This window comes from Mesorhizobium sp. M1050, assembly GCF_040318715.1.
Lineage (GTDB): Bacteria > Pseudomonadota > Alphaproteobacteria > Rhizobiales > Rhizobiaceae > Mesorhizobium.
Map to the genome: position 1 here is coordinate 1 of NZ_JAMYMV010000054.1, position 25,465 is coordinate 25,465.

At 63.0% G+C, this 25,465-nt stretch carries 23 protein-coding genes, 1 other RNA gene and 1 pseudogene; 8 read left to right on the plus strand and 17 right to left on the minus strand.

Features of this window, described 5'->3' with window-relative positions:
* Positions 1-142: 142 nt before the first annotated feature.
* Positions 143-439 (minus strand): annotated as a pseudogene (locus NKH57_RS24620) (imelysin family protein); the annotation flags it as partial.
* A gap of 370 nt (positions 440-809) precedes the next feature.
* Between NKH57_RS24620 and NKH57_RS24625 the strand changes: the two are divergent.
* Positions 810-2,063 carry an NAD(P)/FAD-dependent oxidoreductase gene (locus NKH57_RS24625; protein ID WP_352948081.1) on the plus strand — a complete coding sequence of 418 codons (1,254 nt, stop codon included), beginning with the start codon at positions 810-812 and terminating at the stop codon, positions 2,061-2,063.
* A gap of 120 nt (positions 2,064-2,183) precedes the next feature.
* Positions 2,184-2,786, plus strand: a complete 603-nt coding sequence (locus NKH57_RS24630) for a sulfotransferase family protein (RefSeq protein ID WP_084025241.1) — start codon at positions 2,184-2,186, stop codon at positions 2,784-2,786.
* Between the two features lie 70 nt (positions 2,787-2,856).
* Here the strand turns inward: NKH57_RS24630 and NKH57_RS24635 are convergent, their stop codons facing one another.
* Positions 2,857-4,134, minus strand: coding sequence for a 4-aminobutyrate--2-oxoglutarate transaminase (locus tag NKH57_RS24635; RefSeq protein ID WP_352727069.1), 1,278 nt, complete (start codon positions 4,132-4,134; stop codon positions 2,857-2,859).
* Between the two features lie 236 nt (positions 4,135-4,370).
* Between NKH57_RS24635 and NKH57_RS24640 the strand changes: the two genes are divergently transcribed.
* The 3 genes from NKH57_RS24640 to NKH57_RS24650 are packed head-to-tail and all read left to right on the plus strand — an operon-like array spanning position 4,371 to position 9,678.
* Entirely contained in the window at positions 4,371-5,513 is a 1,143-nt protein-coding gene (locus tag NKH57_RS24640) for an efflux RND transporter periplasmic adaptor subunit (protein WP_352948084.1), read from the plus strand.
* Positions 5,510-6,583: an efflux RND transporter periplasmic adaptor subunit gene (locus NKH57_RS24645; protein WP_352948086.1), complete on the plus strand. Its 1,074-nt coding sequence runs from the start codon at positions 5,510-5,512 to the stop codon at positions 6,581-6,583. Before NKH57_RS24640 ends, NKH57_RS24645 begins: the two co-directional genes overlap by 4 nt.
* The gene (locus NKH57_RS24650; protein ID WP_352948089.1) at positions 6,580-9,678 is read left to right on the plus strand and encodes an efflux RND transporter permease subunit; all 3,099 of its coding nucleotides are present in this window, start codon (positions 6,580-6,582) and stop codon (positions 9,676-9,678) included. The genes NKH57_RS24645 and NKH57_RS24650 overlap by 4 nt, the downstream gene beginning before the upstream one ends.
* Before the next feature lie 12 nt (positions 9,679-9,690).
* Here NKH57_RS24650 and NKH57_RS24655 read toward each other — a convergent pair whose 3' ends face one another.
* The 13 genes from NKH57_RS24655 to ffs form a co-directional block, all read right to left on the minus strand.
* Positions 9,691-10,020 (minus strand): hypothetical protein, encoded by a 330-nt coding sequence (locus tag NKH57_RS24655; protein WP_352948092.1) that lies wholly within the window; start codon positions 10,018-10,020, stop codon positions 9,691-9,693.
* Between the two features lie 44 nt (positions 10,021-10,064).
* Positions 10,065-10,814, minus strand: coding sequence for an ABC transporter ATP-binding protein (locus tag NKH57_RS24660; RefSeq protein WP_352727078.1), 750 nt, complete (start codon positions 10,812-10,814; stop codon positions 10,065-10,067).
* Entirely contained in the window at positions 10,811-11,674 is an 864-nt protein-coding gene (locus NKH57_RS24665) for an ABC transporter ATP-binding protein (protein ID WP_352948095.1), read from the minus strand. Before NKH57_RS24665 ends, NKH57_RS24660 begins: the two co-directional genes overlap by 4 nt.
* The gene (nikC, locus tag NKH57_RS24670; RefSeq protein ID WP_352601493.1) at positions 11,671-12,597 is read right to left on the minus strand and encodes a nickel transporter permease; all 927 of its coding nucleotides are present in this window, start codon (positions 12,595-12,597) and stop codon (positions 11,671-11,673) included. The genes NKH57_RS24665 and nikC overlap by 4 nt, the downstream gene beginning before the upstream one ends.
* A 196-nt stretch (positions 12,598-12,793) precedes the next feature.
* Complete coding sequence (locus tag NKH57_RS24675) at positions 12,794-13,855, minus strand: ABC transporter permease (protein WP_352601495.1); 1,062 nt, start codon at positions 13,853-13,855, stop codon at positions 12,794-12,796.
* 15 nt (positions 13,856-13,870) lie between these two features.
* Entirely contained in the window at positions 13,871-15,511 is a 1,641-nt protein-coding gene (locus tag NKH57_RS24680) for an ABC transporter substrate-binding protein (protein ID WP_352948099.1), read from the minus strand.
* A gap of 260 nt (positions 15,512-15,771) precedes the next feature.
* Entirely contained in the window at positions 15,772-17,040 is a 1,269-nt protein-coding gene (locus NKH57_RS24685; RefSeq protein ID WP_352948101.1) for a lytic murein transglycosylase, read from the minus strand.
* A gap of 26 nt (positions 17,041-17,066) precedes the next feature.
* A complete protein-coding gene (gene recR, locus NKH57_RS24690; RefSeq protein ID WP_352727082.1) occupies positions 17,067-17,672 on the minus strand; it encodes a recombination mediator RecR in 606 nt (201 codons plus the stop codon).
* Positions 17,673-17,760: 88 nt separating this feature from the next.
* Positions 17,761-18,690, minus strand: a complete 930-nt coding sequence (locus tag NKH57_RS24695) for a cell wall hydrolase (protein ID WP_352948104.1) — start codon at positions 18,688-18,690, stop codon at positions 17,761-17,763.
* Positions 18,691-18,824: 134 nt separating this feature from the next.
* Entirely contained in the window at positions 18,825-19,232 is a 408-nt protein-coding gene (locus NKH57_RS24700; protein WP_023758153.1) for a hypothetical protein, read from the minus strand.
* Positions 19,233-19,256: 24 nt separating this feature from the next.
* The gene (locus tag NKH57_RS24705; RefSeq protein WP_013527931.1) at positions 19,257-19,580 is read right to left on the minus strand and encodes a YbaB/EbfC family nucleoid-associated protein; all 324 of its coding nucleotides are present in this window, start codon (positions 19,578-19,580) and stop codon (positions 19,257-19,259) included.
* 30 nt (positions 19,581-19,610) lie between these two features.
* A complete protein-coding gene (locus NKH57_RS24710) occupies positions 19,611-21,428 on the minus strand; it encodes a DNA polymerase III subunit gamma/tau (protein ID WP_352948108.1) in 1,818 nt (605 codons plus the stop codon).
* A 104-nt stretch (positions 21,429-21,532) separates the two neighbouring features.
* An RNA gene (gene ffs, locus NKH57_RS24715) (signal recognition particle sRNA small type) lies at positions 21,533-21,629 on the minus strand.
* A gap of 306 nt (positions 21,630-21,935) precedes the next feature.
* Here ffs and NKH57_RS24720 point away from each other — a divergent pair.
* Genes NKH57_RS24720 through NKH57_RS24730 form a run of 3 tightly spaced genes read left to right on the plus strand, consistent with a single transcriptional unit; the run spans position 21,936 to position 23,679 of the window.
* Entirely contained in the window at positions 21,936-22,355 is a 420-nt protein-coding gene (locus NKH57_RS24720) for an HIT family protein (protein WP_023758156.1), read from the plus strand.
* A gap of 36 nt (positions 22,356-22,391) precedes the next feature.
* The gene (nudC, locus tag NKH57_RS24725) at positions 22,392-23,336 is read left to right on the plus strand and encodes an NAD(+) diphosphatase (RefSeq protein WP_352948110.1); all 945 of its coding nucleotides are present in this window, start codon (positions 22,392-22,394) and stop codon (positions 23,334-23,336) included.
* A 37-nt stretch (positions 23,337-23,373) separates the two neighbouring features.
* Positions 23,374-23,679 (plus strand): Dabb family protein, encoded by a 306-nt coding sequence (locus NKH57_RS24730; protein WP_023758158.1) that lies wholly within the window; start codon positions 23,374-23,376, stop codon positions 23,677-23,679.
* On the opposite strand, the gene NKH57_RS24735 is transcribed toward NKH57_RS24730, so the two are convergent.
* Both NKH57_RS24735 and NKH57_RS24740 read right to left on the minus strand, forming a co-directional pair.
* The gene (locus NKH57_RS24735; protein ID WP_352727089.1) at positions 23,676-24,539 is read right to left on the minus strand and encodes a prephenate dehydratase; all 864 of its coding nucleotides are present in this window, start codon (positions 24,537-24,539) and stop codon (positions 23,676-23,678) included. The genes NKH57_RS24730 and NKH57_RS24735 overlap by 4 nt on opposite strands.
* A gap of 43 nt (positions 24,540-24,582) precedes the next feature.
* On the minus strand, positions 24,583-25,311 hold the full coding sequence (locus tag NKH57_RS24740; protein WP_352948113.1) for a 3-deoxy-manno-octulosonate cytidylyltransferase: 729 nt from the start codon (positions 25,309-25,311) through the stop codon (positions 24,583-24,585).
* Positions 25,312-25,465 lie beyond the last annotated feature (154 nt).

A 25,465-nucleotide genomic window follows, 5' to 3' on the forward strand; every position in this document is an offset into this window, starting at 1 on the left:
TCTCTACTGGGATGTCGAACTCGAACCCTGAGATCGGGCCAGCTCGGTCGCTCACTTATCAGCGGCTTCGCGCTTGAGGACCGGCGTGGCCCCCCACCCCGGGGGGGGGCGGGCCGCCCCCCCCCCCCCCCCCCCCGCCGCCCCGGGCTGCATTGAGGGTTTCCGCCGAGGGATTGGCGAGAAGCGCGTCGACTGCCTTGTCGAGCGACTGCGCGGTCGTCAGCGAATCCTCATATTTGGCCAAGGCGATGTCGGAATAGGTCTTGATGACCGCCTTCGCATCGGTTTCGGCCTTTGCGGGCAGCACGAACACCGCCGCCGTCAGTAGGGCCGTGGCGCCGATCGCGGCAAGCCTGCCGCCATATCGTGCTGTCATAATCGCTCTCCAGTTTCTCGGATTTTTTGTAATCGGCGCGCGCGGCAACTGGCACCAGGCCATCTGCAAGCCATCGGGCGCAAGAGATGCCGCGCCTTCGCGCGGTTCGTGGAAGAAAGACACCAAAATGCCTCCAATCGAAAGGGTTCAAGGCCCAGACATTAAAGGGATGCGCTGACGCGCGAGCTTCCATAAAGCTGCGACATCGTCGGATGTCAATGGAGATTGGCAAGAAAAATCAATTGAAACAATAGTTTAGAATTATTCTAAACTGCAACTGTCAACTTAATGCGCGGCCTGCACCGGTCTTGCCGCTGAACTGTACGATTGACAGCAGCCATCCCGAGTGCGACCCGCACAGCCTCGCTTGCGGCGGCGCCAGACAATCGCCACATGGCGAGACATCCTAGGATACCGGCAGGATTGGAATGCAATGAAGAACGGTGTGGTCATTGTCGGCGCGGGTCATGCGGGCGTGCAAGCGGCCGCCAGTCTGCGCGACGACGGCTATGACGGGCCGGTGATCCTAGTCGGCGACGAGAACGAGCTGCCCTACCATAAACCTCCACTGTCGAAGACCTTCATCAAGGATGCCGAGGCCAGACCGCAACCGTTGCGCGGCGAGGCCTTCTACACCGGCAGCGCCATCGACTTCCGGCCGGGCATCAGGATCGATCGCATCGATGCCGGACGCCGTAGCCTGGAGATATCAGGCGGCGGCGCACTTGCCTTCGACCATCTGATCCTGGCGACCGGCTCGCGCCCGCGCACCTTGCCGCTGCCCGGTTCAGACCTGTCGGGCGTGCTGTCGCTGCGCTCGCTGGCCGATGCGCGTCTGATCCGGGAACTCAGCGCCCAGAGCGACGAGGTCGTCATCCTCGGTGGCGGCTTCATCGGGCTGGAGATCGCCGCGACGTTGCGGGCAGCCGGCCGCACGGTGACCATTGTCGAGGCAGTCGACCGGCTGCTCGGCCGCGCCGTGGCGCCGGTCGGGGCGAGCCACGTCCGGCAACGACTGGAAGCGACAGGCGTGCGCATCCTCACCGGCACCTCGATTGCAAGACTCGAAGGCGAAAACGGCCATGTCGCAGCCGCGATCACATCCAGCGGTGAAAGGCTGCCGGCGCGCATGGTCATCGTCGGCATCGGCGCCGTGCCGAATGTCGAGCTGGCACAGGCCGCAGGCCTCAGCATCGCCAACGGCATCCGCGTCGATCATCAGATGCGCACTTCGGTGCCTGAAATCCTCGCCATCGGCGACGCCGCCTCCTACCGGCACTGGTTCACCGGCGGCGACGTGCGGCTGGAATCGGTGCAGAACGCCACCGACCAGGCGCGGCTTGCTGCACGCACCATTACCGGCCATGCCGATGCCTATTCAGCCGTGCCGTGGTTCTGGTCCGACATCGGCGACATGAAATTGCAGATGGTTGGGCTGACTGCAGGCAGCGACAGCCATGTCGTGCTGGGTGATCTGCCCGACAACAAATTCTCGATCTACCATTATGCTGGAGACCGGCTGCTCGGCATCGAATCGGTGAACCGTCCCGGCGACCACATGCTTGGCCGCAAGATGCTCGGCGCCGGCTTCTCGCCGACGCCGGGGACCGTTGCGACGGGACCGGACGGGCTGAAGGCTGCGCTTGCCGCCTTCCAGGAAGAGGAGCCTGTCCGCGCGGCGGGATAGGATCAAAACCCAATCACCCTAAACGACCGAGTTCGCCCGGGAGCTGACCTTCAAAACCTATAGCGAAGTAAAGGAAACAGCGGTATTTTGACCAATTGAAGTCGTCTTTGGGGGGTGCTCATGGCTCTAGATGTCATTGGCGCAGGCATGGGTCGCACTGGCACATATTCGCTGAAACTCGCGTTGGAGCATCTTGGGTTCGGGCCGTGTCATCACATGGCAGATGTCCACGCCAATCCGGAGCAGAAGGCGCTGTGGCGCGCCGCCGGCCAGGGACAACTCCCTACCTGGGATACGGCATATGCCGGCTATCTTTCCGCGGTCGATTGGCCAACGGCGCATTTCTGGCGAGAAGTGAGTGACCACTACCCTGACGCAAAGGTTATCTTGACAGTTCGTGACCCAGAAGCCTGGTATGAAAGCATGGCGCAAACGATAGGGTTCACGATGGATGCTGCTACCAATGATCCACAGTCCTTTGGTGTGGCAGTGGTTGGAAACAGTGTCTTTGGCGGTCGATTTGATGACCGAGATCACGCAATCGCTGTCTATGAAGCACATAACGCTTCCGTGAAATCAACGCTGCCACCTGAACGCCTTCTCACTTATCAGGCCTCCGAAGGATGGGAGCCCCTTTGTGCCTTTCTCGGTGTACAGTTGCCTTCCGAACCGTTTCCACGCACCAATTCGACCGCAGAATTTCGTGCTCGCATAGGGCGTTGAACGGCAGCTTGCCACCCTATCTCGGCCTTTTCCCGCAAGGTTGTTGAATCCTAGGCGATATCCTCGCCGATCAGGCGGCGCACACTTCGCGGATCGAGCTTTCCAGAATGTCGAGCGCCTCGTTCATGACGCCGTCCTGGATGGTGATCGGCGCCAGGAAGCGGATGACGTTGCCGTAGACGCCGCAGGTCAGCAGGATCAGGCCCTTGTCGAGCGCCTTCAGCCTGATCGCATTGGCTATCTCGGCCGACGGCAGGCCCTTCTTGACGTCGTTGAACTCGACCGCGTTCATGAAGCCGAGGCCTCTTATGTCGACGATCTCGGGCACGTCGTCGCGGATCGACTGCAGCCGCTGCTTCAGTCTTGCACCCAGCGTGTTGGCGCGGTCGCACAGCTTTTCCTCATCGATCACGTCGAGCACGGCGTGCGCCGCGGCGACACCGATAGGGCTGCCGCCATAGGTACCGCCGAGCCCGCCGGGGCCTGGTGCATCCATGATTTCGGCGCGGCCGGTGACCGCGGCCAGCGGGAAGCCGCCAGCCAGGCTCTTGGCCATGGTGGTGATGTCGGCCGCTACCTCGTGGTGATCCATCGCGAACATCTTGCCGGTACGGGCAAAGCCGGTCTGCACCTCGTCGGCGATCAGAAGCATGCTGTGCTGGTCGCAAAGCTTGCGCAGAGCCGTCAGGAACTCGCGCGGCGCCTCGTAGAAGCCACCCTCGCCCTGGACCGGCTCGATGATGATGGCGGCGACGCGGGCCGGGTCGACATCGGCCTTGAACAGGCGGTCGAGGGCGGCCAGCGAATCGGCGACCGATACGCCATGCAGCGGCACCGGGAACGGCGCGTGATAAACGTCGCCCGGCATGGCGCCGAAGCCGACCTTGTAGGGCACGACCTTGCCGGTCAGTGCCATGCCCATGAAGGTGCGGCCGTGGAAGCCGCCGGCAAAGGCGATGACCGCCTGGCGGCCGGTGGCGTTGCGGGCGATCTTGATCGCGTTCTCGACTGCCTCGGCGCCAGTGGTGACGAAGATCGTCTTCTTCTCGAACTTGCCGGGCAGCATGCCGTTCAGCCGTTCGGCCAGCCGCACATAGCTTTCATAGGGCACCACCTGATGGCAGGTGTGGGTGAAGCGGTCGAGCTGCGCCTTGACCGCCTCGATCACCTTGGGGTGGCGGTGACCGGTGTTGACGACGGCGATACCCGACGAAAAATCTATGTAGCGACGGCCTTCGACATCCCAGATCTCCGAATTCTCGGCCCGGTCGGCATAGATCTGCGTGGTCATGCCGACGCCGCGCGAGATCGACTGGTTCTTGCGTTCGGAAATGGCTGAATTCTTCATGCTGTCCTCATCGAGCCGGCGCCCGTTCTTGTTTGATGTCGCTGACACGTCTTCTGACCTTATTTCACGTTTTCCTCAAGTTGGCACCGTCAACAGGCGATTGGGCCTGTCGCCCCGCGCGGCCAGAACCAGTCGACCGGTAAGCGTGCGAAGGAGGTTCCCTTTTCCAAGGGATCGACTATCTTCTGACGCCGCGAGGCTCCGTGGCGGGAGCGTCCCACACAGGCGAGAGAGCCATGAGCCGGAACGTGACATCTCCCGCCTTGCCACTGTCGCCATCCAGCCCTTTGCCGTTTCGAAATGCCCCTATCCTTATCGCCTGCACGATGGCCAGCCTGCTGCTTGCGGGTTGCCAGAAACAGGAGGCGGCCGAACACAAGCTGCCGACCATGGTGCGCACCGCCGAAGTCGAAATCTCCTTCTATGCCCCGACGACGTCGCTGACCGGGGTCATCGCCGCGCGCACGCTGAACAACCTCGCCTTCCGGGTCGGCGGCCGCGTCGCAGAGCGGCTGGTGGAAATCGGCCAGCATGTCGACAAGGGCACGTTGCTGGCCCGCATCGATCCACAGGAGCAGGAATCGGACCTGCGCTCGGCGCAGGCCGATCTCGACGCAGCACAGGCGCAATTGACGCAGGCATCCGCCGCCTTCGAGCGCCAAAAGACGCTGCTTGCTCAGGGTTTTACCACGCGCCGGGACTATGATCAGGCAGCACAGGTGCAGAGCGTTGCACAAGGCGGCGTCCAGCAGGCGCAGAGCGCGTTGGACAATGCCCGGGAGAGCTTCACCTTCACCGAGCTGCGGGCCGGCGCGCCGGGTGTCGTCACGGCACGTTCGGTCGAGGCCGGCCAGGTGGTGCAAGGGGCACAAACAGTCTTCACCATCGCCGAGGACGGCGACCGCGACGCCGTCTTCAACGTTCATGAAACGCTGGTTGCCGGCAGCTCGATGGCACCACCGCCGGTGTCGATCACGCTGGTGTCGGATCCGTCGGTGAAGGCGACAGGCAAGGTGCGAGAGATTTCTCCAGTGGTCGACGCCGCCTCGGCCTCGGTTCGGGTCAAGGTCGCCATTCCCGAGACCCCTGCCGCCATGCCGCTTGGCGCCGCCGTCACCGGCACGGTCAGCGCCCAGCCGGTGAAAGCCGTGATCCTGCCCTGGCAGGCGCTGACCTCCAGCAACGGTCAGCCTGCGGTCTGGCTCGTCGACCCTGCTTCCAAGAAGGTCACCGTCGCGCCGGTCGATATTCTCGCTTATGGTTCCGGCGTCATCGTCGTCGACAAGGGGCTGGAGCCCGGCCAGCACGTCATCACTGCCGGTGGACAATTGCTAAGCCCGGGCCAGACGGTCGAGATCGCCGGAGGGGCAACGCAATGAACCGGCCTGCGCGCATGATCGCCCTGTCGGCGCTGGTTGTTGTCGGCGCCTGTTCGGCCGAGCCGGAAAAGGCGCCCGAGATCATCCGGCCGGTGCTTTCGGTGGTGGTCGAGCCGCGCACCAGCCAGACGCTTGGCTTCGCCGGCGTCGTCGAGCCGGAATTCAGTGCCAACCTGGCCTTCCGCCTGCTTGGCCGTGTCGTCACCCGCGACGTCGATATCGGCGACCTCGTCACCAAGGGTACGACGTTCGCCACGCTCGATCCGACGGCGCTGGAATTGGCCGTTCAGGCAGCCAAGGCTGGCCTCTCCAACGCACAGGCGGAATTCACCAATGCTTACGCCAGCGAGGAGCGCCAGCGCGCATTGCTGGCAGACAGGAACACCTCGCAGGCCACCTATGAGGCAGCCCAGCAGGCGCGGCAAGCCGCGCAGGCCAATGTCGAGCGCGCCAGGGCTGCGCTGGCTAAATCTCAGGAACAGCTTGGCTATGCCCGCCTGTTTTCGGATTTCGATGGCGTCGTCACCGCCACCGGCGCCGAAGTCGGGCAGACAGTATCGGCCGGCCAGACCGTGGTGACGGTGGCGCGCTCGGACGTGCGCGAAGCCGTCGTCGACATTCCCGACCAGCTGACCGGCGACCTGGCTGTCGGAACCGGCTTCGACGTCATCCTGCAGTCTCTGCCCTCGATCCGCACGGAAGCCAAGCTGCGCGAGATCGCGCCGCAGGCCGATAGTTCGACCCGCACCCGCCGCGTGCGCCTGACGCTGCTCAATGCGCCGACCGCATTCCGGCTCGGCTCGACGGTCACGGCGACACGGGTGATGCCGATCGACCCGACGATCGAGCTGCCGCTGTCGGCACTGGTCGAAAAGGACGGCAAGCAGCAAGTGTGGATCGTCGATGCGCAATCGAAGGTAGCCTTGCACGATATCCAGATCGGCGCCAAACGCGGCGGCAGCTTTGTCGTCGCCGGCGGACTTAACGCGGGCGCGCGCGTCGTCACCGCAGGCGTGCACAGCCTGACTCCGGGCGAGACGGTCAAGATCCCCGAAGGAGCCGCCAAGTGAAGGGCTTCAACCTCTCCGACTGGGCGCTCAGCCATCGTTCGCTGGTCTGGTATTTCATGCTGGTGTTCGTCGTCGCCGGTGTCTCGGCCTATCTCAATCTCGGCCGCGAGGAAGACCCGGCCTTCACGATCAAGACCATGCTGATCCAGGCCAACTGGCCGGGCGCCTCGGTCAACGAGACAGTCCGCCAAGTGACCGACCGCATCGAGAAGAAACTGGAGGAACTCGACAGCCTCGACTACAGCAAATCTGTCACCACGGCTGGCAAGACCGTCATCTTCGTCAATCTCAAGCCGTCGACCAAGGCTCGTGACGTAGCCCCGACCTGGGTGCGCATCCGCAACATGATCAATGACATCGGCGCCCAGTTTCCGCAGGGCGTGCAAGGTCCGTTCTTCAACGACAGTTTTGGCGACGTCTACGGCAACATCTACGCATTCACGGCGGACGGGCTGACATCGCGCCAGCTGCGCGACTATGTCGAGCAGGCGCGCACCCAGATCCTGGCCGTGCCAAATGCCGGCAAGGTCGACCTGATCGGCGCCCAGGACGAGGCGATCTATCTCGAGTTTTCGACCCGCCAGATCGCAGCCCTTGGCCTGAACCAGCAGGCAATCGTCGCTAGCCTGCAGGCACAGAACGCGATTGCGCCTTCCGGTGTCATCGAGACCGGCCCCGAACGCGTCAGCGTGCGCGTCTCGGGCCAGTTCACTTCGGAGGAAAGCCTGCGCGCCATCAATTTGCGCGTCAATGACCGTTTCTTTCGGCTGAGCGATGTCGCCACCATCACCCGCGGCTACGCCGATCCGCCGACGGCATTGTTCCGTTTCAACGGCGAGGATGCGATCGGGCTCGCCATCGGCATGAAGCCCAACGCCAATTTGCTCGACTTCGGCAAGGCGCTGAAGGTCGAGATGGACAAGATCGTTGCCGACCTGCCGGTTGGTGTCGGCGTACATCTGGTCGCCGACCAGCCTGTCATCGTCGAGGAAGCGGTCTCGGGCTTCACCCGCGCGCTGTTCGAGGCTGTCGCCATCGTGCTTGCCGTCTCGTTCATCAGCCTCGGCATGCGCGCCGGCTTCGTCGTGGCGCTGTCGATCCCACTGGTGCTCGCCATCACCTTCCTGTTCATGGACTATCTCGGCATCTCGCTCCAGCGCATTTCGCTGGGTGCGCTAATCATCGCACTCGGCCTGCTGGTCGACGACGCCATGATAGCCGTGGAGATGATGGTGGCGAGGCTGGAGGCCGGCGACAATCTGCGCAAGGCGGCGACCTATGTCTACACCTCGACCGCGTTCCCGATGCTGACCGGAACGCTGGTGACGGTAACCGGCTTCATTCCGATCGGTCTCAACAACAGCGCGGCTGGCGAATACACCTACACGCTGTTCGTCGTCATTGCCGTTTCGCTTCTGGTGTCCTGGATCGTCGCGGTGCTGTTTGCGCCGCTACTCGGCATCACCATCCTGCCTGCGGTGATGAAGCAGAAGCACCACGACAAACCCGGCCGTTTCACCTCGCTGTTCCGCAGCGTGCTGGTTGGGTCGGTGCGCCGCCACTGGCTGACGATCATCGCGACGGTGCTGTTGTTCGCCGCCTCGGTCGTCGGCATGGGCTTTGTCCAGCAGCAGTTCTTCCCGTCCTCCGACCGGCCGGAACTTATCGTCGACTGGAACCTGCCGCAGAATTCATCGATCGCCGAGACGCGCGACCAGATGGAGCGCTTCGAGAAGGCAGCCCTTGCCGGCAATCCCGACATCGATCACTGGAGCTCCTATATCGGCCAGGGCGCGGTACGCTTCGTGCTTGCCTATGACGTGCAGCCGGCCAATCCCTATTTCGGCCAGACCGTCATCGTCACCAAGAACGTCGAGGCGCGTGACAGGGTAAAGGCGGCAATAGAAAAAATGCTGCGCGACGACTTCATCGGCACCGACGCCTTCGTCAAGACGCTCGAACTCGGTCCGCCCGTCGGCCGGCCGGTGCAATACCGCGTCAGCGGCCCCGACATCCAGACGGTGAGGACGCTGTCCCAGCAACTGGCAGGCGTCATCTCGACCAATCCCAAGCTTGGCGCACCGATCTTCGACTGGAATGAACCGTCGCGGGTGCTGAAAGTGGACGTGCTGCAGGACAAGGCGCGCCAGCTTGGCGTCACCTCGTCGGACATCTCCAATGCGCTGAACAGCATCGTTGGCGGCGTCACCATCACCCAGGTGCGCGACGCTACGTACCTCATCAACGTCGTGGTCCGCTCACGCGGTGCCGAACGCGGCTCGATCGAGACGCTGCGCAACATGCAATTGCCGACCGGTGCCGGCGAATCCATCCCGCTGGCCGCCGTCGCCAACTTCCACTACGAGTTGGAGCAGCCGACAGTCTGGCGACGCAGCCGCGTGCCGACGATCACTGTGGGCGCCGGACTCGTGGACGATGCGCTGCCGGCGACCGTGGTCGACGAGCTGAAACCCTCGGTCGATGCCTTCATCGCCAAGCTGCCGGTCGGCTATGCCATCGCCACGGCCGGCTCGGTCGAGGAAAGCGCCAAAAGCCAGGGCCCGATCGCGGCGGTCGTGCCGCTGATGCTGTTCATCATGGCGACGATCCTGATGATCCAGCTGCAAAGCTTCCAGCGCCTGTTCCTGGTCGTGGCCGTCGCGCCACTGGGGCTGATTGGCGTGGTCGCGGCCTTGCTGCCGAGCGGCGCACCGCTCGGCTTCGTCGCGATATTGGGGGTGCTGGCGCTGATCGGCATCCTGATCCGCAACTCGGTCATCCTGATCGTGCAGATCGAGGATCTGGTCGCCGAAGGCAAGGATCGCTGGGCGGCGGTGATCGAAGCCACCGAACACCGCATGCGACCGATCGCGCTGACGGCCGCCGCTGCCAGCCTGGCGCTGATCCCGATCGCACGCGAGGTGTTCTGGGCACCGATGGCGTTCGCCATGATGGGCGGCATCATCGCCGGCACGGCGATCACGCTGCTGTTCCTGCCGGCGCTCTATGTGGCCTGGTTCAGGATCAAGGAGCCGAAACGCCGGGAAGAGCCACCCGTTCTGGATGGGGCCGATCTGGCGCAAAGGTCGACTTAAGATCGTGCTGGATCACTCGTTATCGTTGGAGGGTACAGGGAGTGATTTGGCGCGCTGCCACCGCGACGATTTGGAACTTCGCCAAGCATACCAACCTTTTGGCAAATCGGCCAATGTCAGGATGCTTTCATCCAGTTGAACCACCTCTTGCAGGCCGACGAGCATTATATCGCCGTCATCCACAGGTCCGGGTTCGCTGTTGTGGAATTGCCAACTGCCACCGTCATCGTTGTAGCTGTCGTCGTCGTCATCTTCATGCACAACGTATGCGATCCAGTCGCCACTGCTCTTGTCCGACAACACCGCGACATTGGGTGGGTCAGCAAACTTCCATTCCTCCATGGTAGTCCCCCAAGACGGTTGTTCTGTACACAGGAAGAACGAATTCAGGCGGTTCTCACAAACCCGTCGCTCGCTCTCAGCAGGTTGCGCGTATAATCCTTGGTCACGCGGCGCTCGACGAGGTCTGCCGCCGCCAGATTCTCCACCGCCTCGCCGCTTTGCATCACCATCAGCCGCTCGCACATATGGGTGATGATGGCGAGGTCGTGACTGACCATTAGGAAGGTCAGCTTGCGCCGCCGGCGGACATCTTCCAGAAGGTTGAGCACTTCCGCCTGGACCGAGGCGTCGAGCGCCGAGGTCGGTTCGTCGAGCAGCAGGATCGATGGTTCGAGAATGAGCGCTCGGGCAATCGCCACGCGCTGGCGCTGGCCGCCCGACAATTGATGGGAGTAGCGGAAGCGAAAGCCGTTGCCGAGACCGACCTCGTCGAGCGCCCGCTGGATGCGCTTTTCGCCGTCGGCAAACCGGTGGATGGCAAGCGGCTCCTGCAGCAGGCGGTCGACGGTCTGGCGCGGATGCAGAGAGCCGTAGGGGTCCTGGAAGACCATCTGGACTTCGCGATAAAAGGCTTTGTCGCGGCGCGCGCCGAGCGTCTTGCCGTTGACGGCGATGCTGCCCGAAGCGACCGGCGCAAGGCCGGCGATGGCTCGCAGCAGCGTCGACTTGCCGGAACCGGATTCGCCGACCAGGCCAAAGGACTCGCCCGGCTGCACATCAAGCCTGATGCCCTTCAGCGCGCGAAAACGGTCGAAGATCACTTCCAGCCCGTCGACGGCAATCGCAGAAGTCATGCCGCCCACTCCGGCTTGCGGTCGAGCACCGGCAACGGATGACGGTCGGCGCCGATCTTGGGCATGCAATTGAGCAGGCCGCGCGTATAGGGATGCTGGGCGCGGCCGAGCTCGGATGCCTTGAGCTGCTCGACCACCTTGCCTGCATACATGACGATGACGCGGTCGCAGAAGGACGAGACCAGGCGCAAATCGTGCGAGATGAAGATCAGCCCCATGCCGCGCTCACTGACCAGCCGATCAAGGATGCCGAGTACGTCGAGCTGCACGGTGACGTCGAGCGCCGAGGTCGGCTCGTCGGCAATCATCATTTCCGGCCCGGCGATCAGCATCATGGCGATCATGGCGCGCTGGCCCATGCCGCCGGACACTTCATGCGGATGCAGGTCGAACACGCGGGCCGGATCGCGGATCTGCACCGCCTCCAGCATTGCCAGTGCGCGATCGCGCGCCTCGGCTTTGCCGACCTTTTCATGGGTGCGCAGCGTCTCGACGATCTGGCGGCCGATGCTCATCACCGGATCGAGCGAATATTTCGGATCCTGCAGGATCATGGCGATGCGCTTTCCCCGCAGTGACCGGCGTTCGCGTGGCGAGACGCTGAGCAGGTCGATGCCGTCGAAGGAAAGCTTGTTGGCCGATATCCGCGCCTGCGGCGGCGTCAGGCCCATGATGGCGCGGCCGGTCTGCGATTTGCCCGAGCCGGACTCGCCGACGATGCCGAGCCGCTCGCGGCCGAGCGAAAAGGAGACGCCGCGAACCGCTTCGATCAGCCCGGTGCGGGTCGGGAAGGTGACGCGGAGATCCTCGACATCGAGCAGCGCGCTCGTTGATCGCTGCTGGTTGGGATCGTGGCTCATTGGTCGCCGCTCCGCGGATCGAGCGCGTCGCGCAGGCCATCGCCGAGCAGGTTGAAGCCGAGGCTGACGATGAGGATGGCGAAGCCTGGCGCGCCGGCCACCCACCACTGATCAAGCACGAAACGGCGGCCCGAAGCGATCATCGTGCCCCATTCCGGCAGCGGTGGCTGCGCGCCAAGGCCGAGGAAACCGAGGCCGGCGGCGGTCAGGATGATGCCGGCCATGTCGAGCGTCACCCGGATGATCAGCGAGGAGATGCAGAGCGGCATGATGTGGCGCAGCACGATACGGAAAGGCGAAGCACCCATCAGTTGCACCGCCTTGATGTAATCGGAATTGCGCACCGTCAGCGTCTCGGCGCGCGCGATGCGTGCGTAAGGCGGCCAGGAGGTGATGGCGATGGCAAGCACAGCGTTCTCGATGCCTGGCCCAAGGGCTGCGACAAAGGCCAGCGCCAGGATCAGCTTGGGGAAGGCGAGGAAAATATCGGTGATGCGCATCAGGATGGCATCGGTCCAGCCGCCGGCATAGCCGGCGACAGTGCCGACCAGCAGGCCGATCGGTGCGGCGATAATCGCAACCAGGATGACCACATAAAGCGTCCAGCGCGAGCCGTAGAGGATGCGCGAAAGGATGTCGCGGCCGAGGTCGTCGGTGCCGAACCAGTGCTCGGCGCTCGGAGCCAGCAGACGCGCGTTTTTCAGGTCGCCAAATGTCGGCGAATACGGCGCCAGCACGCCGGCAAAGGCGGCAACGACCAGCAAGGCGATGATGATGAGCAGGCCGAGAAACGCCAGCCGGTTGGCGGAAAAGCGCCGCCACGCCACGTAGGCGCGGCCGAGTCTTGCCTGCATGCGCGAGGCCGGCCGCTCGCTGAGCAGCCAGTCACGACGAGAGAGAGGGCGGGCGTCGGAGGCGGTCATGACGATGCCTCTTGGAGCTGTCGACCCCCACTCCGGTCTGCTGCGCAGACCACCTCTCCCCCGCTCGACGGGGGAGAGGAAAGGCGCCAGGCGTGCGCCCGGCTTTTCCTCTCCCCCGGGCAGGGGGAGAGGTGGCCCGAAGGGCCGGAGTGGGGGTGATTGGGCGCAACTGAGCCCGAAAGTGGGATGCCTCTGCTCATCTTACCTTCGTCCTCGGATCGAGCACGCGGTAGAGCAGGTCGGAGAGCAGATTGATGGCGATGAACACCGAGCCGATCACAATGGTGCCGCCGAGCACGGCATTCATGTCGGCGTTCTGTAGCGAATTGGTGATGTAGAGACCGATGCCTGGCCACGAAAAGACAGTCTCGGTCAGCACCGAACCTTCAAGCAGGCCGGCATAGGACAGTGCGATCACCGTGACCATCGGCACGGCGGCGTTGCGTAATGCGTGGCCCCAAATGATGCGGGTCTCCGACAGGCCCTTGGCGCGCGCCGCGACGATGTATTCCTGCGACAGCTCGTTGAGCATGAACGAGCGCGTCATGCGGCTGATATAGGCGAGCGAGAAATAGCCGAGCAGCGAAGCCGGCAGGATGATGTGGCGGAAGGCATCGTGGAAGACATCCCACTGCCGCTGCCACAGGGAATCCAGCAGGTAGAAACCGGTGATCGGCGTGAAGGTGTACTCGTAGACGACGTCGAGCCTCGCCGGGAAGGCCACCCATTGCAGCTTGGCGTAGAACAAAACCAGCGCCAGCAGTCCGAGCCAGAAAATCGGCACGGAATAGCCGATCAGGCCGATGATGCGCACGATCTGGTCGATGAGACTGCCGCGCCTGACCGCGGCCAGCACACCAAGCGGCACGCCGAACAGCGCACCGATCAACGTTCCCAGCGTCGCCAGCTCCGTGGTCGCCGGAAGCGCTCGGCGAATGTCGGTCATGACGGGGTTCGTGGTCAGCACGGAGACGCCGAAATTGCCGTTCAGGGCATTTTTCACATAGATATAGAACTGCTCGATCAACGGCAGGTCGAGGCCCATCTCGCGGCGCGTGCGCTCGACGACATTGGCCGGCGCCCGGTCGCCGAGCACCGCCAGCACCGGGTCGATCGGGATGACACGACCGATGAAGAAGGTCACCGCGAGCAGACCAAGATAGGTCGTGATCGCGATGACCAGGAAGCGGCCGAGCGATGATGCAATGGCGACGGCGCGGGCGCTGCCGCGCCCGCTCCCATTTTCAACCGCGCTCATGCGGCGCCCGCGGCGTTATTTCGAGACCGGCCCGACGAAGTTGCTGTCGAAGCTCGGGCCGAGTGCGAAGCCCTTGAGGTTCTTGCGCAGGCCGGCCACTTCCAGCTGCTGGTGGATGACGACGAAAGGACTGGTGTCGAGGATCTTCTTCTGGAGATCCTTGTACATGTCGGCGCGTTTGCCGGCGTCCTTCTCGAGCAAAGCCGCTTCCGTTTCCTTGGTCAGGTCCGGAATGTCCCAGGAGTTCCGCCAGGCAAGCGTGTGGGACTTGCCGGCATCCGAATTGTCCGGGTTCGAGGCAAAGGTCTGGGCATTGGAGTTCGGATCGAAATAGTCCTGACCCCACTGGCCGATATAGATGTCGTGATTGCGGGCGCGATATTTGGTCAGCGTCTGCTTGCCGTCGCCGGGAATGATCTCCAGCTTGATACCGGCCTGGCCAAGCGTCTGCTGGATCGATTCCGCCATGCCCGTCGTCGGCTGGCCGGTGCGAACGTCCATGGTTACGCTGAAACCGTCGGCCAGACCTGCCTTGGCGAGCAATTCCTTGGCCTTGGCGACGTCGAGCTTGAACGGATTCTCGTCGAGCTCGCCGAGCACGCCCTTGGGCAGGAAGGTCTGGTGGATCTCACCGATGCCCTTGAGAATGGTCGAGCTCAAGGCATCATAGTCGACCAGATATTTGAATGCTTGGCGAACCTCGGGCTTGGCGAGTTTCGCGTTCTTCTGGTTGAGGCTGATATAGAAGACCGTGCCCTTCGGCGCGCTGGTGGTGGTGAGGTCGGCGTTCTTGGCGATTGCGTCGAGGTCGTTCGGCTCGAGATTACGGGCGACGTCGATGTCGCCGGCTTCGAGCGCCAGGCGCTGGGCCGAGCTTTCCTTCATGTTGCGATAAATGACGCGGGCTAGTTTGGCCTTTTCGCCGTAGTAATTGTCGTTGCGCTCGAGAACGACAGCCTCGTTGGCGCGCCATTCGCGCAGCTTGAAGACGCCGGAGCCGGCATAGCCGGTCTTCAGCCAGGCATTGCCGAAATCATTGTCCCATTTGTAGTCGGCGGTGGGTGCCGCGGTGACGACATGTTCCTTGACCAGCTTGGCATCGACAACCGAGGCGACCGTTGCCGACAGGCAGTTCAGCACGAAGCTCGGCGCATAGGCCTTGTCGACGGTGAACTGGAAAGTGCTGTCGTCGACCGCTTTGGCTTTTTCGGTGACGTTGTCGCCGCTGATGCCAAACTGTCCGATGATGAAGGCCGGGCTCTTGTCGAGCTTGATGGCACGCTCGAATGAATAGGCAACGTCTGCCGCCGTTATCGGATTGCCGGAAGCGAATTTGAGACCGGGCTTGAGTTTGAACGTGTAGGTCAGGCCATCGTCGGAGACGGTCCAGCTTTCGGCGAGGTCGCCCTTGACCTTGGAGGTGTCGTTGAGGTCGAGACGGACCAGCAGATCATAGGTGTTGCCGGTGATCTCGGCAGTAGATAGCTCGAATGCCTCGTTCGGATCCATGGTGATGATGTCGTCGATCGCGAAACCTTCGACCAGCGTGTCGGCGGGCGTGACCGCACCGGCAGGCGCGCCGGCCAGAAGCAGCGCGGACATGGCCGCACCCGCAAGCAAGATGCGGGAGCGGAGAGCAAACTTTTCCATCATCATCGTGATTGTTCCCTGTTTTGTTGTTTGGCGACCTGAGTTCCCGGCTCAGGGATGCAGAAAATTTTTTAGGGGCCGGAAGACGGCCTCTGACCCGCTACCGTCGTGTTTTTTGTCCAGTTGGTCAACACCCTAATCCGGCACCCCCCAACTCGGCAACGGGGTTTTGTAGGACGACGCATTGGACCAGAAGGAGCTGTTGGAAGTCGATGCATTTGGCGGCTAATCGAGGCTGCCAAATGAGAAAAATCTGCTATTCCGGGCTACTTCAGCGCTGTCACCAACTCCGCATCGGGGAAGCAGGTTGCGGCGCGACCGTTCTTGACCTGCCACCTGCCGATCGAACGGCGGGTCTTGAAGCCGGGCAGTCCGTCGACGCTGCCGACATCATAGCCCTTGGCTTGCAGCGTGCGCTGCAGGGCGGCGATGTCGGAACGGTGGAGCCCGCCAACCGCGCCCCAGTTCCCTGAAAAATTCGAGTCGCCATGGGCTATGCGATCGGCGCCATGACCGATGAACAGCGCGTAGAGGTCGCTGGTGTTGTATTCCTTCAGCACGTAGAAATTGGGCGTGGCGATAAAGGCCGGGCCGCTGCGCCCGGCCGGCATCAGCAGGAAACCCTCGGCCTTGAGCTCGCTCGTCGGAAACGGTTTGCCGCCGACGCGCTTAATGCCCATTGCCGCCCAATCCGAAATCTTCTTGCCCTGGTCCGGGCCTTCCAGCGCGCAGGAAACCTGATCCGGCACAGTCACCTCGAAACCCCAGCCACGGCCCTTCACCCAACCATAATGGACGAGATAATTGGCGATCGAAGCCAGCACATCCGGCGTCGAGTTCCAGATGTCGACACGGCCGTCGCCGTCGAAATCGACGGCATGCTTCAGGAAAGAGGTCGGCATGAATTGCGGCTGGCCGAGCGCCCCGGCCCATGACGATTTCATCGCGCCGACCGGGGCCAGCCCGCGCTCGACGATTTCGAGTGCCGCCAGGAGTTCGGTGCGGAAAAAATCCTTCTTGGTCGACATGAATGCCTTGGTGCCAAGCACCTCGAAGGCGTCATAAGGCATTTTCGCCGCGCCGAAGCCGGTCTCGCGACCCCAGATCGCCAAAAGCACTTCTCCCGGCACGCCGTAGCGCTTCTCGATGGCTGCAAGTGTCCTGGCATTGGTGGCTTCACGCGCACGTCCGCCTGCCGTCACCGCAAGAACCGTCTTCTCGGCAAAATAGGCGCCGGGCGAGCCGAATTCGGCCTGGTGTTGTTTCTGCGGCGTGGTCGCCTTCTCGCCCGGTTTGACCAAATCGGGCAGCTTCAGATTGGGATTGATGCCGTCGAAGGCGGCATCGAAGGTGTGCCTGGAAATGCCTTTCGCCTTGGCCTGCGGCCACAGGTCGTCCTGCAGCCAGGCGCGAAACTGGTCGTTGATCGTTGCAGCGGAGGCGGGAGCGGAAAGGAGGAGACTGGTTAGCGCGGCCAGAAGAAATGCAGAGACTACATTGCGAAGGTTGCGTTCTGCGCCAAGGAATGCAGTCATCTCAACAAACATCCCCGCCAACTTCGTCAAAACGCCGTCCGCGAGCGCAGTGCAGCGGCCAGCGTGCCTTCGTCGAGATAGTCGAGTTCGCCGCCGACCGGCACGCCATGTGCCAGACGCGTCACCTTGATGTCGAAGCCGGACAATTGGTCGGTGAGGTAGTGCGCGGTGGTCTGGCCCTCGACCGTCGCGTTGACGGCGAGGATGACCTCCTTGACCTCGCCACCGGCGACACGGTCGACCAGCGAGCGCAAGTTGAGCTGGTCGGGCCCGATGCCGTCGAGCGGCGACAGCGTGCCGCCGAGCACGTGATAACGCACATTCATCGCCGCCGCGCGCTCCAGCGCCCACAGGTCGGAGACGTCCTCGACGACGATGATGGTGCCGGCGTCACGGCGCGGATCGGTGCAGATCATGCAAGGGTCGGATGTATCGACATTGCCGCAGGTCGAGCAGATGCGCACCTTGTCTGCCGCCTCGGCCATGGCGGCGGCGAGCGGCGACAGCAGTTGCTCCTTCTTCTTGATCAGATGGAGTGCCGCACGCCTGGCCGAACGGGGTCCCAGCCCCGGCACCTTGGCCAGGAGCTGGATCAGGCGTTCGATCTCGGGACCGGCGATTCGCTTCGACATCGCTCTGATCTAGGATTTTTCAGAGCGCTTTGAAACATGCCACGTCCGCATCAACCGCCATATTGGCTAGGTGGATCATGGAGCCGGATCAATTGGTCTCGAGTGGCCGGTCCTGGCTGGCAATCATCGCGCCGATGGCGTCGGTGTTCTCAGGCGTGGACTGGAACCCCACCATCGTCGCCTCCTGTGGCGCGTTTTGAACCGAGGAGATGACCCTTGTGTTCAGGGTTCCGCCAAAACGGGCGGCATCTGGCTCTTCCATAGGTTCCTGCATCGCCACCACCGTCGGCTGAACCGAGACACGCGCGGATTTCGCGGACGGCGCAGCTGCCGCCGTCACATAGGTCTGTTGGGCAGGGGCGGATCGAACGGTTGCCGTCCTGGCCGGAGGTGCGGGCTCGGCGGAAGCGACCATTATCGCCGGTGCGGCCGGCTTCTCGGGTGCCGCAGAGGCAATTGCGACCTGCGGCTCATCCGGCAGCGGCTGCCAGTTGCGGCCGCGCTTCTCATAAAAGGCATTGCCGCCGGCAACCATCGTGTAGTGCATATTCTTGTAAGGGAAGCGCAGCCCGGCGGTGTGGAAATACATCGTGTTCTTCAGCTTTGCCTTGCGCTCGCCCTTGAGCACGGCATCGGCGGCTTCCTCGACATCGGGCATCGCCCGCGAATTCATCGGCCTCGTCATGACGCCAGGCGCGAACTGCCCGCCCTCGCCCACCACCTCGCAGATGGTGCTTCCGTGGTTGCCGGAGCGGAGCCGGTTCATCACCACCGTGCCGACGGCGATCATGCCATCGCGGCTTGAGCGATTGGATTCAAAGAACATCGCCCGTTCCAGGCATTCCTTGTCCTTGGGCGTATGGCTGTAGGCCCGGGAGCTCAGGAAACTCGGCGTGATGGCATCGGTCAGGCTGGCGACGGACATACCGTGCGAAGTGGTTTGGCTGCATGCAGCCAAAAACAGAGGTGAAATGACGGCGCCGAGCAACAGCGGCGCCTTCCATCGCGTGGCAATCAACAGGTAACCCTCTCACTTCCATGCCCGCCCCCAGGCTGCGGCAAGAATGAGACACTTTCAGGCAAAAAGATGGCCAAAACGTTATTACCGGGGCACTGTTGCCAAATTGGCACGGTTGCATGGCTTTATGCGGGCTACCGCCCGGCTGCAATCGCCACCGGCTGGCCAGGTTCAGCCTCTTCGATCTTCTCCGAAAACAGGCCGCGCCGGAGGAACAGCGCCCGCGCGTCCCTGGCCGTCGGCGCGATCCTTGCCGGCCAGCCGCTTTCGACGAACTCGGCCTTGGTGAAGTCCGGATTTGTCTCGCTGGCCGCCTCCAGGAATTCGGCGATCTCCAGCACGATCGCGCGCTCGTCTTTCGAAAGCGCGGATGTGCCGGCCTCGATCGACGGGCGATGGACGAAGTCCTCGAACAGGTTGAAGTAGCCCTTGATACCGACGAGATCGACGCCATCGTCGCAGTCGGCCAGGATTTCCAGGATCTCGTAGATCCTGTTGCGGATACGTTGCTCGATCAATCTTTCGGTGGGCTCTTCGGTCATGTCGACCATGGGGCGCGCCGAACGCTAGAAGGGCAGTTTCATTCCAGGCGGGATCGGCAGACCGGCGGTCAGCGCCTTGGTCTTTTCCTGCATGATCTGCTCGACCTTGGTCTTGGCGTCATTGTGGGCGGCGAGCACCAGGTCTTCCAGGATCTCGACATCATCCTCCTTGAACAAGGATGGATCGATCTTCAGCGACTTCATTTCGAATTTTCCGGTCAGCGTCACGTTGACCAGGCCGCCGCCGGCCTGGCCCGACGCTTCCAGAGTGGCGATCTCATCCTGCATGGCCTGGAACTTGGCCTGCATTTCCTTCGCCTTGCCCATCAGGCCGAGAAGATCTTTCATGGTCTGGTCCTTTGCGGATTCGTTCTGTGGTCAGGTTTCGTCGTCGTCAGCCGGCGGCTCGACCGGCACTTCGGCCTCGGCCGTTTCGGCTTCCGGCGCGTCTGGAATGCGCACGTCGATGATCTTGGCCCCGGGAAAGCGCGCCAGGATAGCGGCCACCGTCGGGTCGCTCTTGGCATCGAGGAAGGCGTTCTCGCGCTTGGCCGATTCCATCTCGGCGAGCGTCTGGCCACCCTCTTCCTTCGACAGCGAAACCAGCCAGCTGCGGCCGGTCCAGGTGCGCAACTTCGTTGTCAGGTCGTTGAGCAGCATCTTGGGCGCGTCGCTGGTCAGGCCGACGTCGATACGGCCGGGCTCGATACGAACCAGGCGGATATAGCTCTTGACCTGCACCTTGAAGGCGATGTCACGCTGCGCGTCAGCCAGGGCAATGATGTCGGCGAGCGATTTCAGCGGCACCGATTGCGTCTCGACGACCGGCTCCGGCGGAGCGACGAAAGCAACAGGGGCTGGCGTGCTCTCCACAAGCCGCATGGTCTGTGCACCGCCGGGCCCGGCCGGCATGCGCGTCTGCGCCATCGCACTGGCGCCACCACCATTGCCCGACCCCGCGGGTGTACCATTCGGGCGTGGGGTGCCATTTTGTACCGGCGTTGCGCCCTCAAGAGATCTCAACGCCTCGTCCAGCGTCGGCAGGTCGGCGGCATGCGCCAGCCGGATCAGCACCATTTCGGCGGCACTCACCGGCCGGTTGGAGGACTGGACCTCGGGAATGCCCTTGAGCAGCATCTGCCATGTCCGCGACAACACTCTGACCGACAACGCCTTGGCGAAATCCGCGCCGCGCTGCCGCTCGTCCTCGGATAGCGAGGCATCCTCGATGGCCGTCGGCACGAAACGCAGCCGCGTGACGAGATGGTTGAACTCGGCAAGATCAGTCAGCACGGCGGCCGGATCAGCACCAGTGTCGTACTGCGCGCGGAATTCGGCAAGAGCGGCCGCTACATCACCCTTCATCACATGTTCGAACAGGTCGACGATGCGGGCGCGGTCGGCGAGCCCCAGCATCGCCCGAACCGCAGCGGCGCTGACCGAGCCGGCGCCGTGGGCAATCGCCTGATCGAGGATGGAGAGCGAATCGCGGGCCGAGCCTTCGGCGGCGCGCGCGATCATCGCCAGCGCGTCGTCGTCGACTGAAATGCCCTCCTTGGCCGAGATCGACGCGAGATGCGCGACCAGCGCGCCGGCGTCGATGCGCCTCAAGTCAAAGCGCTGGCAGCGCGACAGGACGGTGATCGGAACCTTGCGGATCTCGGTGGTGGCAAAGATGAATTTGACGTGCGGCGGCGGCTCTTCCAGCGTCTTCAACAGGCCGTTGAAGGCCTGCGTCGACAGCATGTGCACTTCGTCGATGATGTAGACCTTGTAGCGAGCCGAGACCGGCGCATAGCGCACGCGCTCGATGATGTCCCTGATATCGTCGATGCCGGTGTGCGAGGCGGCGTCCATCTCGATGACGTCGACATGGCGGCCTTCCATGATCGCCTGGCAATGTTCTCCGAGCTCGGCAAGGTCGACCGACGGCTGGTCGATATCAGCGGTTTTGTAGTTCAGGGCACGAGCGAGTATGCGTGCCGTCGTGGTCTTGCCGACGCCACGCACGCCGGTCAGCATCCAGGCCTGGGCGATACGGCCGGTGGCAAAGGCATTGGTGAGGGTGCGCACCGTCGGTTCCTGGCCGACCAGTTCCGAGAAGTTCGAGGGACGGTACTTGCGCGCCAGCACGCGATAGGCGGCCGCCTTGCCATTCTCCAGGCTTTTTGGTCCCGAATTTCCGGCTTCGCTCATTCGCCCATAAGCTCCAAATGGCCGCGCCCGAAAGCGGCCGATTCCTGCGCATAGTCTCGCCCGCGCTGCAATGCGTCGTCAATGTCGCGAGAAGGGCCGGTGAGGTGGGAGGCTGGAACAATGACCCGTTCCGGGCTCGTTAGGGCTGCTTCCTTCCGGACCTGACCCGGTTGGCGAGTGGATCGTCCACCACCAACCTCCCGTCGTCCATATCGGCAATTGTTCGATGAAATGCAAGTGCGCAGAAGAAATCCCGGATTCCTTTGCAGCCTTCGCCGGCGCGTCGGCTGACGGAGCATCAAACGAAAACCCGCCTGCGCGGCGGGTCACTGGCGCAAATCAGCACCATGAACAAATATGTACCATAGCTGAGGTCACGAATCAAGAAAAAATTCCTATCGTGAAGAGCTGCCGATCGCGAGGGCGCAATGATTCGCTTGCAGCCCCCTTGCCGCCGCTCTAGCGTTCATGCCCTTGAGGAAACCAAGAAAAGCAAGGGAAACGCCGATGATGACGGGCCTGAAGGCCGGATTCACGCTGGACTCCCGGCTGGAGGCGGATAGCGAGCAGTTGATGTGGCTGGGGCTGTGCGAGTTGCGGGTGATGAACGACCGCCGCTGGCCATGGCTGCTCCTGGTGCCGCAGCGGCCAGGCGCGGAGGAGATCCACGAGATGACGCCGCTCGACCAGGCAATGCTGACCTTCGAGACCAATATGGTGGCGCAGGCGCTGAAGAAAGCGACAGGCTGCACCAAGATCAACACCGGCGCGCTCGGCAACATCGTGCGCCAGTTGCACATCCATATCATTGCGCGTTCGGAAGGCGATCCCGGCTGGCCGGGCCCGGTGTGGGGATACGGCCTGCGCGAGCCCTATAAAGGCTCCGACCTGCGGCGGTTTGCCGAAACGATCAAGGCGGCGCTATAAGCGTTCCCCGTGTCCATCCCGCAACGCAGAGTTTCCATGAGCTTCCGCCTGTTTGACGCGCCCTTGCGCGAGCCGAGCCAGTTCGTCGGCTTTGCCGGCAACATCATCGACCGGCAGTCCGAAAACCGCGCCGACGATTCGGTCGACAAGGCGCTCGCCGACCCGGCGACACGGCTTTTGTTGATGCATGGCGGGCGGCTCTATCTGAAGCTCGGGGATGGCAGTGGTCTCGACCCCTGGTTTGGCGCCTCCGAGAGCGAGCCTTTCGAACCATTTCTCGAACAGGGTGTCCTGCTCGGTCTCTCCGAACAGGGACCCGTGCTGGCCGTGCCCGGCGGCGTCGATCCGGAGCGGCTTCCGGAAACCATCAAGGCAATCGACTACCGCTCGGTCTACATGCAGGGGCTGATCGATGAGGCGGCTGCCGGCGCGATGGCGCAAGGTGCGGCCCTGCTGGCCTGGCATGCAAGCCATCGTTTCTGCAGCAAATGCGGCACGCAATCGCAGATGCGGGCCGGCGGCTACAAGCGCCACTGCCCGAATTGCGGCACCGAGCATTTTCCGCGTACCGACCCCGTCGCGATCATGCTGACGGCGACGCGGGAGAAATGCCTGCTCGGGCGCGGCCGGCATTTCGCGCCGGGCATGTACTCCGCCCTTGCCGGCTTCATCGAGCCGGGCGAGACGATCGAAGCGGCAGTGCGCCGCGAGACGCTGGAGGAGGCTGGCATCCGGCTTGGCCGCGTCGTCTATCACGCCAGCCAGCCCTGGCCGTTTCCTTATTCGCTGATGATCGGCTGCTTCGGCGAGCCGCTCAACGACGATATCCAGGCCGATTTGAACGAGCTGGAGGACTGCCGTTGGTTTGCCCGCGACGAGGTGCGTTCGATGCTGACCAGGGAGCATCCCGGCAATTTGGTCACGCCACCGAAAGGCGCCATTGCTCACCACCTCATCCGCGCCTGGGTCGACTCGGAGTGATGGCAGCGACTATCGAAAGACCATTCAGGAGCAGCAAATGATCCGTCACACCGTCGTCTTCACGCTGAAGCATCCGCCACATTCGCTGGAGGAACGGAGGTTCCTGGTCGACGCCAAGAAAATCCTCACCGCGATCAGGGGCGTCACGCATTTCGAGCAATTGCGGCAGATCAGCCCCAAGAACGACTATCGTTTCGGCTTCTCGATGGAGTTCGCCGATCAGGCTGCCTATACCAGGTACAACGATCATCCCGACCACGTCGCTTTCGTACGCGACCGCTGGGTGCCGGAGGTCGAGACGTTCATGGAAATCGACTATGTGCCGCTGGGCGCGGTGATCTAGTCAGCGACCTTCCACTGCTCACGCGACGCGCTGGCCGGATATACGCCCAGAATTCGCACTTCGCGTGAGAAGAAGCGAAGCTCGTCCAGCGCCAGCTTGACCAGCGGATCTTCGGGATGACCCTCTATGTCGGCGTAAAACAGCGTCGCGGTGAAAGCCCCCAGCTGGTAACTCTCCAGCTTGGTCATGTTGATGCCGTTGGTGGCGAAACCGCCCATCGCCTTGTAGAGCGCGGCCGGCACGTTGCGGACGCGGAAGATGAAGGTCGTCATCATCTTGACGTCCGGAGACGGGCGCTCGGCCCATTGCTTGTTCTTGGTGAGGACGACAAAGCGGGTGACGTTGCTGTCGGTGTCCTCGACATTATGCTCGATGATGTCGAGCCCATAGAGCGTCGCGGCCAGCGTCGGCGACAGCGCCGCCATGGTGCGGTCCTTGCCCTCGGAGACCATCTTGGCGGCGCCAGCCGTGTCACCGGCGACGATCGCCTTCCAGCCGTTCTTGCGGATGTATTTGCGGCACTGGCCAAGCGCGTGGATGTGGCTGTGCACGGTCTTGATCTCGTCGCGTTTGACGCCGGGCAGCACCATCAGCTGGAAATGGATGGGCAGGAAGTATTCGCCGATGATGTGGAGCTTCGATTCCGGCAACAGATGGTGGATATCGGCGACCCGCCCGGCAATTGTGTTCTCGATCGGAATCATGGCGAGATCGGCCTTGCCGGTCTCGACCGCGTTGAACGCGTCCTCGAAGGTCGGGCACGGCAACGGCTCCATCGATGGATAGACGTTGCGGGAAGCGGTGTCGGAATTGGCACCCGGCTCGCCCTGGAAGGATATTCTGTTGGTCTTTTCAGGCATGGCCAATTCTCGATTCAAGGGGTCTCAGCTTCGAAGGGATTTCTCAGTTTGCAAGGATGGTTCTGGCGCGTTCGAGATCTTCCGGCGTGTCGACGCCAAGCGGCAGCGACTGGACGATCTCGGCATCGATGCGCATGCCGGCTTCGAGCGCCCGTAGCTGTTCCAGCCGTTCTCGCCGCTCCAGAGGCGACGGCTTCAGTGCGACAAAACGCTCTAGCGCGGCACGGCGATAGGCATAGAGGCCGACATGATGATAGAGCGGCCCCTCGCCCCAAGGTGCTGTGGCGCGCGTGAAATAGAGTGCCCTCAGCCTGGTGCGCGAGAGCGGCGAGCCGACGATCTTGACGACGTTGGGATTGGTCTTTTCCTCGTCGCGGACGATCTCGACACCGAGGGTGGCGATGTCCACCGCGCTGTCCTCGAACGGCCTGAGCGAGGCGACGATGATGCCGGGATCGATGGTCGGCAGATCGCCCTGCACATTGACGATGGTTTCGACCTTGCGCTCGGGATCGAGCGCGACCAGCGCCTCGTGGATGCGGTCGGAACCGGATTCGTGGTCCATTCGCGTCATCACGGCCTCGAAACCATGCGCGCGCACCGCTTCGGCCACGCTTTGCGTGTCGGTCGCCACCACGACCCGGCCGAGGCCGGACTCCGTGGCGCGGCGGGCGACATGGACGATCATCGGCGCGCCGGCGATGTCGGCCAGCGGCTTGCCCGGCAGGCGTGTCGAGGCTATGCGGGCCGGGATCAGAATCAGTGTGGACATGCGCGGTGCAAGGCGTCTCGAAGAGGACAGGGAAAGTGGCAAAAGGTCTCACTGGAAGCGCCCTTATAGGTGTTGCAACGCCGCAGCAAAAGACCTAGTTTCCGCCCGATTTGACCGCCCTGGCAGGGTGATCACGATACCGACGGACGGAGTG

Coding starts and splice junctions, on each gene's coding strand:
- NKH57_RS24625 (WP_352948081.1), top strand. CDS start 810: ATGAAGAACGGTGTGGTCATTGTCGGCGCGGGTCATGCGGGCGTGCAA.
- NKH57_RS24630 (WP_084025241.1), top strand. CDS start 2,184: ATGGCTCTAGATGTCATTGGCGCAGGCATGGGTCGCACTGGCACATAT.
- NKH57_RS24635 (WP_352727069.1), bottom strand. CDS start 4,134: ATGAAGAATTCAGCCATTTCCGAACGCAAGAACCAGTCGATCTCGCGC.
- NKH57_RS24640 (WP_352948084.1), top strand. CDS start 4,371: ATGAGCCGGAACGTGACATCTCCCGCCTTGCCACTGTCGCCATCCAGC.
- NKH57_RS24645 (WP_352948086.1), top strand. CDS start 5,510: ATGAACCGGCCTGCGCGCATGATCGCCCTGTCGGCGCTGGTTGTTGTC.
- NKH57_RS24655 (WP_352948092.1), bottom strand. CDS start 10,020: ATGGAGGAATGGAAGTTTGCTGACCCACCCAATGTCGCGGTGTTGTCG.
- NKH57_RS24660 (WP_352727078.1), bottom strand. CDS start 10,814: ATGACTTCTGCGATTGCCGTCGACGGGCTGGAAGTGATCTTCGACCGT.
- NKH57_RS24665 (WP_352948095.1), bottom strand. CDS start 11,674: ATGAGCCACGATCCCAACCAGCAGCGATCAACGAGCGCGCTGCTCGAT.
- nikC (WP_352601493.1), bottom strand. CDS start 12,597: ATGACCGCCTCCGACGCCCGCCCTCTCTCTCGTCGTGACTGGCTGCTC.
- NKH57_RS24675 (WP_352601495.1), bottom strand. CDS start 13,855: ATGAGCGCGGTTGAAAATGGGAGCGGGCGCGGCAGCGCCCGCGCCGTC.
- NKH57_RS24680 (WP_352948099.1), bottom strand. CDS start 15,511: ATGATGATGGAAAAGTTTGCTCTCCGCTCCCGCATCTTGCTTGCGGGT.
- NKH57_RS24685 (WP_352948101.1), bottom strand. CDS start 17,040: ATGACTGCATTCCTTGGCGCAGAACGCAACCTTCGCAATGTAGTCTCT.
- recR (WP_352727082.1), bottom strand. CDS start 17,672: ATGTCGAAGCGAATCGCCGGTCCCGAGATCGAACGCCTGATCCAGCTC.
- NKH57_RS24700 (WP_023758153.1), bottom strand. CDS start 19,232: ATGACCGAAGAGCCCACCGAAAGATTGATCGAGCAACGTATCCGCAAC.
- NKH57_RS24705 (WP_013527931.1), bottom strand. CDS start 19,580: ATGAAAGATCTTCTCGGCCTGATGGGCAAGGCGAAGGAAATGCAGGCC.
- NKH57_RS24710 (WP_352948108.1), bottom strand. CDS start 21,428: ATGAGCGAAGCCGGAAATTCGGGACCAAAAAGCCTGGAGAATGGCAAG.
- NKH57_RS24720 (WP_023758156.1), top strand. CDS start 21,936: ATGATGACGGGCCTGAAGGCCGGATTCACGCTGGACTCCCGGCTGGAG.
- nudC (WP_352948110.1), top strand. CDS start 22,392: ATGAGCTTCCGCCTGTTTGACGCGCCCTTGCGCGAGCCGAGCCAGTTC.
- NKH57_RS24730 (WP_023758158.1), top strand. CDS start 23,374: ATGATCCGTCACACCGTCGTCTTCACGCTGAAGCATCCGCCACATTCG.
- NKH57_RS24735 (WP_352727089.1), bottom strand. CDS start 24,539: ATGCCTGAAAAGACCAACAGAATATCCTTCCAGGGCGAGCCGGGTGCC.
- NKH57_RS24740 (WP_352948113.1), bottom strand. CDS start 25,311: ATGTCCACACTGATTCTGATCCCGGCCCGCATAGCCTCGACACGCCTG.